The organism is Streptomyces albidicamelliae (assembly GCF_025642175.1).
Lineage (GTDB): Bacteria > Actinomycetota > Actinomycetes > Streptomycetales > Streptomycetaceae > Streptomyces > Streptomyces albidocamelliae.
Window position 1 is genome coordinate 2,435,499 of record NZ_CP106795.1, and the last position, 12,285, is coordinate 2,447,783.

General features: G+C 72.3%; 7 protein-coding genes and 1 pseudogene. 4 read left to right on the top strand and 4 right to left on the bottom strand.

Annotation, left to right across the window (positions count from 1 at the left end):
* Window positions 1-22 precede the first annotated feature (22 nt).
* Window positions 23-808 carry an SDR family oxidoreductase gene (locus N8I86_RS11325; protein ID WP_263277711.1) on the bottom strand — a complete coding sequence of 262 codons (786 nt, stop codon included), beginning with the start codon at window positions 806-808 and terminating at the stop codon, window positions 23-25.
* 53 nt (window positions 809-861) lie between these two features.
* Here N8I86_RS11325 and N8I86_RS11330 point away from each other — a divergent pair, with 53 nt between their 5' ends.
* The gene (locus N8I86_RS11330) at window positions 862-2,001 is read left to right on the top strand and encodes an acyl-CoA dehydrogenase family protein (RefSeq protein WP_073894082.1); all 1,140 of its coding nucleotides are present in this window, start codon (window positions 862-864) and stop codon (window positions 1,999-2,001) included.
* Window positions 2,001-3,049 (top strand): annotated as a pseudogene (locus tag N8I86_RS11335) (acyl-CoA dehydrogenase family protein). The gene N8I86_RS11330 and the pseudogene N8I86_RS11335 overlap by 1 nt, the downstream one beginning before the upstream one ends.
* Window positions 3,050-3,057: 8 nt before the next feature.
* Here N8I86_RS11335 and N8I86_RS11340 read toward each other — a convergent pair.
* Window positions 3,058-3,783, bottom strand: coding sequence for a VWA domain-containing protein (locus N8I86_RS11340; protein ID WP_263277712.1), 726 nt, complete (start codon window positions 3,781-3,783; stop codon window positions 3,058-3,060).
* A gap of 140 nt (window positions 3,784-3,923) precedes the next feature.
* Between N8I86_RS11340 and N8I86_RS11345 the strand changes: the two genes are divergently transcribed.
* Window positions 3,924-4,841 (top strand): rhomboid family intramembrane serine protease, encoded by a 918-nt coding sequence (locus N8I86_RS11345; protein WP_263277713.1) that lies wholly within the window; start codon window positions 3,924-3,926, stop codon window positions 4,839-4,841.
* Window positions 4,838-5,740 (top strand): chitosanase, encoded by a 903-nt coding sequence (locus N8I86_RS11350; RefSeq protein WP_123438205.1) that lies wholly within the window; start codon window positions 4,838-4,840, stop codon window positions 5,738-5,740. Before N8I86_RS11345 ends, N8I86_RS11350 begins: the two co-directional genes overlap by 4 nt.
* Before the next feature lie 131 nt (window positions 5,741-5,871).
* Here the strand turns inward: N8I86_RS11350 and N8I86_RS11355 are convergent, their stop codons facing one another.
* A complete protein-coding gene (locus N8I86_RS11355; protein WP_073892771.1) occupies window positions 5,872-7,335 on the bottom strand; it encodes a glutamate synthase subunit beta in 1,464 nt (487 codons plus the stop codon).
* Window positions 7,328-11,920, bottom strand: coding sequence for a glutamate synthase large subunit (gene gltB, locus N8I86_RS11360; RefSeq protein WP_263280093.1), 4,593 nt, complete (start codon window positions 11,918-11,920; stop codon window positions 7,328-7,330). The genes N8I86_RS11355 and gltB overlap by 8 nt, the downstream gene beginning before the upstream one ends.
* Between the last annotated feature and the right edge of the window lie 365 nt (window positions 11,921-12,285).

Here is a 12,285-nt window from a genome sequence, read left to right on the forward strand (position 1 = left end):
CCATTGTGGTCTGCCCGGGTCATCACGCGTGCCGGCTGCTGACGGCGACGACCTCGCCGGTCATGTAGGAGGAGTAGCCGGAGGCGAGGAACACGATCACGTTGGCCACCTCCCAGGGCTCCGCGTACCGCCCGAAGGCCTCGCGGGCGGTGAGTTCCGCCAGCAGCTCGGCGGAGGTGACCTTCACCAGGTGCGGGTGCATGGCGAGGCTCGGGGCGACCGCGTTGACCCGCACGCCGTACGCGGCCGCCTCCACGGCCGCGCAGCGGGTCAGGGCCATCACCCCGGCCTTGGCGGCGGCGTAGTGCGCCTGCCCGGCCTGGGCGCGCCAGCCGACGACGGAGGCGTTGTTGACGATCACCCCGCCGCCGGTCTCCCGCATGGCGCGCAGGGCCGCCCGGGTGCAGCGGAAGGTGCCGTTCAGGGTGACGTCGAGGACGCGGGTCCACTGCTCGTCGGTCATGTCGGCGAGCTCCGCGGTGCCGCCGAGTCCGGCGTTGTTGACGACGACGTCCAGCCGGCCGTGCTCGGCCGCGGCCGCGTCGAAGAGGGCCCGCACCTGGGCCTCGTCGGTGACGTCGCACGGTACGGCGCTCACCGCGCCCGGGAACGCGCGGCCCAGCTCGGCCGCGTACTCCTTCAGCCGGCGTGTGTGGGCGTCGCTGATGACGACCCGTGCGCCCTCCTCCAGGAACCGGCGCGCGGTCGCGCCGCCGATGCCGGCACCGGCCGCCGCGGTGACGACGGCGGTGCGCCCCCGCAGCAGTCCGTGCCCGGGTACGTAGGCCGGGCTCTCGACGCCTGTCATGGCGCCACGCTAACCTACCAAACACTTGTTAGGGAAGGTTGGTGACGGCGACCGTGGACCTGACCCACTCCGAGGACGACGAGAAGTTCCGCGCCGAGGCCCGGGCCTGGCTGGAGGCGCACGTGCCGCGCACCCCGCTGCCGTCCCTGGAGACGGCGGAGGGCTTCGCGGCGCACCGCGCCTGGGAGGCCGAACTGGCCGCGGACCGCTGGTCGGTGGTGTCCTGGCCGGAGAAGTACGGCGGCCGGGACGCCGGGCTGCTGCGCTGGCTGGTCTTCGAGGAGGAGTACTGGGCGGCGGGCGCGCCGGGCCGGGTCGGGCAGAACGGCGTCAGCCTGCTCGCGCCCACCCTCCTCGGCCACGGCACGGAGGAGCAACGCGCGCGCGTGCTGCCGCCGATGGCCTCCGGCGAGGTGGTCTGGGCGCAGGCCTGGTCGGAGCCGGAGGCGGGCTCGGACCTGGCCTCGCTCACCTCCCGGGCGGTGCGCACCTCGGGCGGCTGGCGCCTGAGCGGACAGAAGACCTGGTCCTCCCGGGCGGCCTTCGCCGACCGGGCCTTCGGGCTGTTCCGCAGCGACCCGGCGGCCGAGCGCCCGCACCAGGGGCTCACGTATCTGATGTTCGACCTGCGGGCCCCCGGCGTCACCGTCCGTCCGATCCGCCGCCTGGACGGGAGACCCGCCTTCGCGGAGCTGTTCCTGGACGAGGTGTTCGTGCCGGACGAGGACGTGATCGGCGAGCCCGGCCGGGGCTGGCGGATCGCGATGTCCACGGCGGGCGACGAACGCGGCCTCACCCTGCGCTCCCCCGGCCGGTTCCTCGCCGCCGCCGGCCGGCTGCTGGAGCTGTGGCGGGCCCAGGGTGGTCCGGTGGGGGCCCGGGCCGGGGTGGCGGACGCCCTGATCGGCGCCCGCGCCTATCAGCTGTTCACGTACGCCGCCGCCTGCGGCGTTCTGGAGGGCGCCGCGCCCGGCCCGGAGTCCAGCATGAACAAGGTGTTCTGGTCCGAACTCGACCTCGCGCTGCACGAGACGGCCCTCGATCTCCTCGGCGAGGAGGGCGAGCTTGCGGACACGGCGTGGGCGGAGGGGTACGTGTTCTCCCTCGCGGGCCCCATCTACGCCGGCACCAACGAGATCCAGCGGGACATCGTCGCCGAGCGCCTGCTCGGCCTGCCGAAGGGACGCCGCTGATGCGCTTCCTCCTCGACACCGAGCAGCGGGCCTTCGCCGGCTCCCTGCGCGCGATGCTGACGGCCGCGGACACCGCGTCGGCGGTACGGCAGTGGAGCCGGGGCGAGCGCGCGGGCGGCCGGGCGCTGTGGCGCCGGTTCGCGGACGCGGGGGTGTTCCGCCTCGCCGTCCCCGAGGCGCGGGGCGGCTGGGGCCCGCGACCGGTGGAACTCGCCGTCGCCTGCGTAGAGTCGGGCCGGCACGCGCTGCCGGGCCCGCTGGCCGAGACGGTGGGCGCGGCCGTGCTGCTCGCCTCCCTGGACGACCCGGCACCGGCCGGCCGGTTCCTGCCCGGCCTGCTGTCGGGCGAGTCGATGGCGACCCTGGCGCCGGCCGGGTCGTACGCCCTGGACGCGGAGGCGGCCGCCGTCCGGCTGGCGGTGCACGGCGCCGGCGGCGCGGCCCGTCCCCCGCCGGCCGCGGCCCCGGCCCCGGCCTCGCCGAAGTCCGCCTCGCTCCCGCCCCCGCCGACTCGCGTCCCTCGCTGGATCCCGCGCGCCGGCTGTCCCTCCTGCCGGCCGGCGGTGAGCTCCTCGCGAGCGGCCCCGGGGTCGGCCCGGCCGTGGAGCAGGCGCTCACCTGGGCCCGGCTCGCCACCGCCGCCCAGGCCCTCGGCGCCGGGCTCGCCCTGCTGGACCGGACGGTGGCGCACGTCGGGCGCCGTACCCAGTTCGGCGTGGCCATCGGCTCGTTCCAGGCGGTCAAGCACCGCCTCGCCGACGCGCGGATCGCCCTGGAGTTCGCCCGGCCGCTGCTCCTCGGTGCGGCGCTCACCCTGCGTCCCGCCGACGTGGCGGCCGCCAAGCTGAAGGCCTGCGAGGCGGCGTACGGCACCGCTCGCGCGGCCCTCCAGCTGCACGGCGCGATCGGGTACACGGCCGAGGACGACCTGTCCCTGCTGCTGACCAGGGCCCGCGCCCTGCGCGCGGCGTGGGGCACACCCGAGGAGTGCCGGGACGCGGTCCTCGGGGACGCGGCCGGCGCGGGAGCCGGGCTCCTGGGCCGGTGACCGGTGGCTCAGCCCGGCGGCACGACGCCCGCGGCTCGTGCGGCCGCCAGCCACTGCGGGAACTCGCCGACGAGACGGTCGTACAGCTCGGTGTCCGACACCCGCCGCGGATCGCGTCCCGCGTGGAAGAAGCCCGCGTTGTCCACGGGCCGTTTGCCGGGCACCGCCAGCTCGTCCAGCTTGCGCAGGAACTCGAACTGCCGGCTGTCCGGGTCGCCGAAGCCGACGAACTGCCAGAACAGCGGCAGCCGCGCCGCCTTGCACAGGTAGCGTTCGGCGGCGAGCTTGTTGATCGGGCCGCCGTCGGTCTGGAAGACGACCAGCGCGGGCGCGCTCGCGCCGCTGTCCAGGTAGTGGTCGATGACGGCGTCCATCGCCAGGTGGTAGCTGGTCCTGCCCATGTGCCCGAGTGAAGCCGCGATCCGCCCGATACGGCCCGCGTGGCCGTCGAGGGCGATGTCGGTGACGGCGTCGACGTCGGTCGAGAAGAACACCACGGGCACCCGGCCGTCGTCGTCCAGGTGCGCGGACAGGCCCAGCACCCGGTCGGCGAGCGCCTGCACACTGCCGTCCTCGTAGTACGGCCGCATGGAGCCCGAGTAGTCGACCACCAGGTAGACGGCGGCGCGCAGTCCGTCCAGGCCGTGCTTGCGCAGCGACACCCCGGCCGACCGGTAGGCGCCCACCAGTGCAGGTGCCGTCTCCTCCACCTTGCGCGGACTGATCGCGGCCATGGTCCCCCCTCGCCGTCCGGGGGCCGAGCCTACGTGATCACGCGGCCCTGGTGTCCCCGTGGCGATCACCGTTCGCTATTTTGTTCGCCGCCGTCCCCACCGGCTCGTTTCCTGCCCAGCCTTCCTCCGAGGAGCCGGTTGTGACCGCCGAATCAGCCGTCACCACGTGCTATCGCCACCCACGGGTGGAGTCCCACGTCCGCTGCACCCGCTGCGACCGCTACATCTGCCCGTCCTGCATGCGCGAGGCCTCGGTCGGCCACCAGTGCGTGGGGTGCGTGAAGGAGGGCGCGCGGACGGTACGGCAGGCGCGGACCGTGTTCGGCGGCCGGATCAGCGCCGTGCCGCTGGTGACGTACGTGCTGATCGGGCTGAACGTGCTCGCCTACCTGGCGGAGCTGGCGCGGTCCTCGGTGGTGGACCGGTTCGGCATGCGGGGCGCCGGGCTGCGGGACACGGACGGCGCGCACTACCTGTGGCAGTACCCGTACGGCTCCATGCACGCCGAGGGCCTCGTGGGCGGTGAGTGGGAGCGGCTGCTGACCAGCGCGTTCCTGCACATGCCGCCGGACGACGGCATCGGCGTGCTGCACCTCGTGATGAACATGGCCTCGCTGTGGACCGTCGGCCGCGTCGTGGAGGCGCAGCTGGGCCGCGTCCGCTACCTCGCCCTCTACCTGCTGTCGGCGCTGGGCGGTTCGGTCCTCGTCCTGCTGGCCGCCCCGGACACCCTGACGATCGGCGCGTCCGGCGCGATCTTCGGTCTCGGCGCCGCCTACTACGTGATGGGCCGCCGCCTCGGCTACGACATGCGGTCGGTGAACCAGCACATGGGCGGCCTGCTGCTCTGGCTGGTGCTGTCCGCGTGGGTGACGTCCTGGGAGGCGCACCTCGGCGGGCTGCTGGCCGGCGGCGCCGTGACGCTGGCCTACGCGTACGCTCCCCGGGACGGGCGCCGCACCCTCGTCCAGACCGGCGCCTGCGTGGCCCTGCTGGCGTTGCTGCTGGTCCTGGCCCTGGTGAAGGTATCCGATCTCACGGGAGGGGCCGGCGCATGAGACGAGCCGGAGTCCTGCTGTTCGCGGCCGTGCCGGTCGTCGTCACCGCGGCCGTGTACGCCGCCACCCCCGACGGGTCCGGCGACTCCGGGGGCACGCGCCTGTCCGCCGCCCGGCAGGCCCGCCAGGAGGCCAAGACGCGGGCCGAGTCGGAGCGTGCCGAGGACGCGGAGGTCATCGCCGACGCCCCGGCCGGTCTGGAGGCGCCCGCGAAGAAGGAGCTGGCGCAGCGGCTCGTGGCGAGCGCCGAGAACTCCACGCTCGACTGGCGAAGCGCCTACGGCTACATCGAGGACATCGGCGACGGACAGGGCTACACCGCGGGCATCATCGGTTTCTGCACCGGCACCCACGACCTGCGGACCCTGGTCGAGCGCTACACCGACGCCCATCCGCACAACGGGCTGGCGCGCTATCTGCCCGCCCTGCGCAAGGTCGACGGCACGCCCTCGCACCAGGGCCTTGAGCCGGGATTCGTCACGGCGTGGAAGCGGGAGGCGAAGGTCCCCGCGTTCCGCGACGCGCAGCAGAAGGAGCGCGACCGCGTCTACTTCGAGCCGGCCGTCCGGCTCGCCAAGCTCGACGGCCTGGGCACGCTGGGCCAGTTCGTCTACTTCGACGCGATGGTCTTCCACGGCCCCGGCACGGGACCGAACAGCTTCTACGGCCTGCGCGAGCGCGCCCTCGCGGAGGCCGACAGCCCCTCCGAGGGCGGCAGCGAGAAGAACTACCTGGACATCTTCCTCGACGTGCGCCGCAAGGCCATGAAGGCGAGGAAGGCCACCATCGACACCTCCCGCATCGACACGGCCCAGCGGGAGTTCCTCTACGACGGCAACCTGGACCTGCGCACGCCGCTCCGGTGGAAGGTGTACGGGGAGACGTACCGGGTGCCGTAGACGCGAGGCTGCCGGGGCATGCGGCGGCGCCCGCCCAAGAGTCCGGTCGGGGACAGGTGGGCGGGCGCCGTCAGTGTTCCGTACGCCTTTGTACGGGACGTCTCATGAGGGCCTGCCGGGCCCTCGGCGGGTCAGACCGCGAGCGCGCGGTCGGTCGGGCGGATCGGGGCCGGCAGGTCGCTGGCACCGGTCAGGAAGCGGTCGACCCCGCGGGCCGCGGAACGGCCCTCGGCGATCGCCCAGACGATCAGCGACTGGCCGCGGCCCGCGTCACCGGCGACGAACACGCCCGGCACGTTGGTCTGGAAGGCGGCGTCGCGGGCGACGTTGCCGCGCTCGTCCAGCTCCAGGCCGAACTGCTCGACCAGGCCGTTCTCCCGGTCGATGCCGGTGAAGCCCATGGCGAGGGTGACCAGCTGGGCCGGGATCTTGCGCTCGCTGCCCGGCTTCTGCGTCAGCTTGCCGTCGACGAACTCGACCTCGGCCAGGTGCAGCCACTGCACGTTGCCGTCCTCGTCGCCCTCGAAGTGGGTGGTGGAGGCGGAGTAGATCCGCTCGCCGCCCTCCTCGTGGGCCGAGGTGACCTTGTAGAGGATCGGGAAGGTCGGCCAGGGCTGGTTCGTCGGGTGCCGCTCGTCGTTCGGGCGGGGCATGATCTCCAGCTGGGTGACGGAGGCCGCGCCCTGGCGGTGGGCGGTGCCCACGCAGTCCGCGCCCGTGTCGCCGCCGCCGATGACCACGACGTGCTTGCCCTCGGCCGAGATCGGCGCGGTGACGTAGTCGCCCTCCTGGACCTTGTTCGCCAGGGGCAGGAACTCCATCGCCTGGTGGATGCCGTTGAGTTCACGGCCCGGCACCGGCAGGTCGCGGGCGGTCGTGGAACCGGCGGCGATCACGATCGCGTCGTACCGCTTCTTCAGGTCGCGGGCGTTGATGTCCCGGCCGACCTCGACACCGGTACGGAAGCGGGTGCCCTCCGCGCGCATCTGCTCGATACGGCGGTTGATGTGCCGCTTCTCCATCTTGAACTCGGGGATGCCGTAACGGAGGAGGCCTCCGACGCGGTCCGCGCGCTCGTAGACGGCGACGGTGTGGCCGGCCCGGGTCAGCTGCTGGGCGGCGGCGAGGCCCGCCGGGCCCGAGCCGATGACCGCGACCGTCTTGCCGGACAGCCGCTCGGGCGCCTGCGGGGCGACGTCACCGGTCTCCCACGCCTTGTCGATGATCGAGACCTCGACGTTCTTGATGGTGACCGGCGACTGGTTGATGCCGAGCACGCACGCCGACTCGCAGGGGGCCGGGCAGAGCCGGCCGGTGAACTCCGGGAAGTTGTTCGTGGCGTGCAGCCGCTCCGACGCCGCCGACCAGTCCTCGCGGTAGGCGTAGTCGTTCCACTCCGGGATCAGGTTCCCGAGCGGACAGCCGTTGTGGCAGAACGGGATGCCGCAGTCCATGCAGCGGCTGGCCTGCTTGCTGATGATCGGCAGCAGGGAGCCGGGGACGTACACCTCGTTCCAGTCCTTCAGGCGCACGTCGACGGGACGGGACTTGGCGACCTCACGGCCGTGGTTCAGGAAGCCCTTCGGGTCAGCCATTGGTCGCCGCCTCCATCATCTTCTCGGTGATCTCGGTCTCGGAGAGACCGGCTCGCTCGGCGGCGTCCTTGGCGGCGAGCACTGCCTTGTACGTGCTGGGGATGATCTTGCTGAAGCGCTCCGCGGAGGCGTCCCAGTCGGCGAGCAGCTTCCCGGCGACCGTCGAGCCGGTCTCCTCGGCGTGCCGGCGCACCACGTCGTGCAGCCACTGCTTGTCCGTGTCGTCCAGCGCCTCGACGGCGTCGACGTTGCCGACGTTGACGTTGTCGCGGTCGAGGTCGATGACGTAGGCGATGCCGCCGGACATGCCCGCCGCGAAGTTGCGGCCGGTCGGGCCGAGGACGACCGCGTGACCACCGGTCATGTACTCGCAGCCGTGGTCGCCCACGCCCTCGGAGACGACCAGCGCGCCGGAGTTGCGGACGCAGAACCGTTCACCGGTACGGCCGCGCAGGAACAGCTCGCCGCCGGTGGCGCCGTAGCCGATGGTGTTGCCCGCGATGGTCGAGTACTCGGCGAGGTGGTCGGCCGCGCGGTCCGGGCGGACGACGATCCGGCCGCCGGACAGGCCCTTGCCGACGTAGTCGTTGGCGTCGCCCTCCAGGCGCAGCGTGACGCCGCGCGGCAGGAACGCGCCGAAGGACTGGCCGGCGGAGCCGGTGAAGGTGATGTCGACGGTGTCCTCGGGCAGGCCCGCGCCGCCGAACTTCTTCGTCACCTCGTGGCCGAGCATGGTGCCGACCGTGCGGTTGATGTTGCGGATGGCGACCTGGGCGCGCACCGGCTGCGCCTCGGTCGCGTCGCTCGCGGCCAGGGCGTCGGCGGCGAGCTTGATCAGCTCGTTGTCGAGCGCCTTCTCCAGGCCGTGGTCCTGGGCGATCAGCCGGTGGCGGACGGCACCGTCGGGCAGGTCCGGCACGTGGAACAGCGGCTCCAGGTTCAGGCCCTGCGCCTTCCAGTGGTCGACCGCGCGCTCGACGTCCAGCACCTCGGCGTGGCCGACGGCCTCCTCGATGGAGCGGAAGCCGAGCTCGGCGAGCAGCTCGCGGACCTCCTCGGCGATGAACCGGAAGAAGTTGACCACGTGCTCGGCCTGGCCGGCGAAGCGCTCGCGCAGCGTCGGGTTCTGGGTGGCGATGCCGACCGGGCAGGTGTCCAGGTGACAGACGCGCATCATGACGCAGCCGGAGACGACGAGCGGAGCGGTCGCGAAACCGAACTCCTCGGCGCCGAGCAGTGCGGCGACGACCACGTCACGGCCGGTCTTCAGCTGGCCGTCGGTCTGCACCACGATCCGGTCGCGCAGACCGTTGAGCAGCAGGGTCTGCTGGGTCTCGGCGAGACCGAGCTCCCAGGGGCCGCCCGCGTGCTTCAGGGAGGTCAGCGGGGAGGCACCGGTGCCGCCGTCGTGGCCGGAGATCAGGACGACGTCGGCGTGCGCCTTGGACACACCGGCCGCGACCGTGCCGACGCCGACCTCGGAGACCAGCTTCACGTGGATCCGCGCCTGCGGGTTGGCGTTCTTCAGGTCGTGGATCAGCTGGGCGAGATCCTCGATCGAGTAGATGTCGTGGTGCGGCGGCGGCGAGATCAGACCGACACCCGGCGTCGAGTGACGGGTCTTGGCGACCCACGGGTACACCTTGTGGCCGGGCAGCTGGCCGCCCTCGCCGGGCTTGGCGCCCTGGGCCATCTTGATCTGGATGTCGTCCGCGTTGACCAGGTACTCGGAGGTCACGCCGAAGCGGCCGGAGGCGACCTGCTTGATCGCCGAGCGGCGGGCCGGGTCGTACAGGCGCTCCGGGTCCTCGCCGCCCTCACCGGTGTTGGACTTGCCGCCCAGCTGGTTCATGGCGATGGCGAGGGTCTCGTGCGCCTCCTTGGAGATGGAGCCGTACGACATGGCGCCCGTGGAGAACCGCTTGACGATCTCGCTGACCGGCTCGACCTCGTCGACGGGGATCGACGGGCGGTCCGACGTGAAGCCGAACAGGCCGCGCAGCGTCATCAGGCGCTCGGACTGCTCGTTCACGCGCTCCGTGTACTTCTTGAAGATGTCGAAGCGGCCGGTGCGCGTGGAGTGCTGGAGCCGGAAGACGGTCTCCGGGTCGAACAGGTGCGGCTCGCCCTCGCGGCGCCACTGGTACTCGCCGCCGATCTCCAGCGCGCGGTGCGCGGGAGCGATGCCGGAGGCCGGGTAGGCCTTGGCGTGGCGGGCGGCGACCTCCTTGGCGATGACGTCGATGCCGACGCCGCCGATCTTGGTGGCGGTGCCGTTGAAGTACTTCTCGACGAACTGCTGGTCCAGGCCGACGGCCTCGAAGACCTGCGCGCCGCGGTAGGAGGCGACGGTGGAGATGCCCATCTTGGACATGACCTTCAGGACGCCCTTGCCGAGGGCGTAGATCAGGTTGCGGATGGCCTGCTCGGGCTCGGCGCCGGACAGGAAGGTGCCCGCGCGGACCAGGTCCTCGACGGACTCCATCGCCAGGTAGGGGTTGACGGCGGCCGCGCCGAAACCGATGAGCAGGGCGACGTGGTGGACCTCGCGGACGTCACCGGCCTCGACCAGCAGGCCGACCTGGGTCCGCTGCTTGGTGCGGATCAGGTGGTGGTGGACGGCCGCGGTGAGCAGCAGCGACGGGATCGGGGCGTGCTCGGCGTCCGAGTGCCGGTCCGACAGGACGATCAGCCGGGCGCCGTTGTCGATGGCCGCGTCGGCCTCGGCGCAGATCTCCTCGATGCGGGCGGCGAGCGAGTCACCGCCGCCGGAGACCCGGTACAGGCCGGAGAGGGTCGCGGCCTTGAAGCCGGGCATGTCGCCGTCGGCGTTGATGTGGATGAGCTTGGCCAGCTCGTCGTTGTCGATGACCGGGAAGGGGAGGGTCACCGAGCGGCAGGAGGCGGCCGTGGGCTCCAGCAGGTTGCCCTCCGGGCCCAGCGACGAGCGCAGCGAGGTGACCAGCTCCTCGCGGATCGCGTCCAGCGGCGGGTTGGTGACCTGCGCGAACAGCTGGGTGAAGTAGTCGAAGAGCAGCCGCGGGCGCTCGGACAGGGCCGCGATGGGCGAGTCCGTGCCCATGGAGCCGATCGGCTCGGCGCCGCTGCGGGCCATGGGCGCGAGGATGACGCGCAGCTCTTCCTCGGTGTAGCCGAAGGTCTGCTGGCGGCGGGTGACCGAGGCGTGGGTGTGGACGATGTGCTCGCGCTCGGGCAGGTCGCCCAGCTCGATCTCGCCGGCCTCCAGCCACTCCGCGTACGGCTTCTCAGCGGCGAGGGACGCCTTGATCTCGTCGTCCTCGATGATGCGGTGCTCGGCGGTGTCGACGAGGAACATCCGGCCGGGCTGCAGACGGCCCTTGCGGACGACCTTCGCCGGGTCGATGTCGAGGACGCCGACCTCGGAGCCGAGGACGACGAGGCCGTCGTCGGTGACCCAGTAGCGGCCGGGGCGCAGACCGTTGCGGTCGAGCACGGCGCCGACCTGGGTGCCGTCGGTGAAGGTGACGCAGGCGGGGCCGTCCCAGGGCTCCATCATCGTGGAGTGGAACTGGTAGAAGGCGCGCCGGGCCGGGTCCATGGAGTCGTGGTTCTCCCACGCCTCCGGGATCATCATCAGCACGGAGTGGGGCAGCGAGCGGCCACCGAGGTGGAGCAGCTCCAGCACCTCGTCGAAGGAGGCCGAGTCGGAGGCGTCGGGCGTGCACACCGGGAAGAGGCGCTCGAGGTCGCGGTCGCCGAAGAGCTCGGAGACGAGCTGGGACTCGCGGGCGCGCATCCAGTTGCGGTTGCCCTTGACCGTGTTGATCTCACCGTTGTGCGCGACGAAGCGGTACGGGTGCGCGAGCGGCCACGACGGGAAGGTGTTGGTGGAGAAGCGCGAGTGGACGAGCGCCACGGCCGACGCGAAGCGGCGGTCGGACAGGTCCGGGAAGAAGGGCTCCAGCTGGCCGGTGGTCAGCATGCCCTTGTAGACGATCGTGCGGGCGGAGAGGGACGGGAAGTACACGCCCACCTCGCGCTCGGCGCGCTTGCGCAGCGCGAACGCCTTGCGGTCCAGCGCGATGCCCTCGCTGGCGCCGTCCTCGACGAAGATCTGCCGGAAGGCCGGCATGGTGGAGCGGGCGGTGGCGCCCAGCAGCTCCGGGGCGACCGGGACCGCACGCCAGCCGAGGACCGTGAGGCCCTCCTCGCCCGCGATCGTCTCGATACGTGAGACGGCGTCCTCGGTCCCCTCCTCCGGCAGGAAGGCGATGCCCACGGCGTAGGAGCCGGCCGCCGGGAGGTCGAATCCGGCCACCTCGCGGAAGAAGGCGTCCGGCACCTGGGAGAGGATGCCCGCGCCGTCGCCGGAGTCGGGCTCGGAGCCGGTGGCGCCGCGGTGCTCCAGGTTGCGCAGTACGGTGAGCGCCTGCTCGACCAGCGTGTGCGACGCGTCGCCGGTGAGCGTGGCGACGAAACCGACGCCACAGGCGTCGTGTTCGTTGCGGGGGTCGTACATACCCTGTGCAGCAGGGCGAGCATCCATGAAGGACCAGTTCTGGCCATTCGCGGAATGCTGGGACGGCTGGCGCGGCGTACGCATCGGCTCTCCCGTCGTCGTCATGTGGCATGTGGCAAGTGCCGAGGGACGACGTTGGCCCTCTGCGATAAGTGCAAAATTTCGTGCAGGTTACATGATGGGTCCGGACTCGGGAACCGGATACTCCGTTCCACCATGCGGACGCCACGGGGTGCGTGGCCGGAGTGCCACACGGGTGCGGCGGGGTGCCGCGCGGGGCGGCGCAACGTATGCGGGGGACCACTGTGGACGAGATCGGTCGGATCGGTGCCCGTCGGCCCTGAGGGGCGGGGGGAGCCTCGTCGGCCCACCCCGCGGGGGTGCGGCGGGCGTCGTTGCCCGCAGTGCTTACGGCTCATGCCCACCGGTTAAGCATTCGAAACCAGTGA

What these genes read in the sequence shown, in the direction of transcription:
- N8I86_RS11325 (WP_263277711.1), bottom strand. Translation starts at nt 808, where the DNA reads ATGACAGGCGTCGAGAGCCCGGCCTACGTACCCGGGCACGGACTGCTG.
- N8I86_RS11340 (WP_263277712.1), bottom strand. Translation starts at nt 3,783, where the DNA reads ATGGCCGCGATCAGTCCGCGCAAGGTGGAGGAGACGGCACCTGCACTG.
- N8I86_RS11350 (WP_123438205.1), top strand. Translation starts at nt 4,838, where the DNA reads ATGAGACGAGCCGGAGTCCTGCTGTTCGCGGCCGTGCCGGTCGTCGTC.
- N8I86_RS11355 (WP_073892771.1), bottom strand. Translation starts at nt 7,335, where the DNA reads ATGGCTGACCCGAAGGGCTTCCTGAACCACGGCCGTGAGGTCGCCAAG.
- gltB (WP_263280093.1), bottom strand. Translation starts at nt 11,920, where the DNA reads ATGCGTACGCCGCGCCAGCCGTCCCAGCATTCCGCGAATGGCCAGAAC.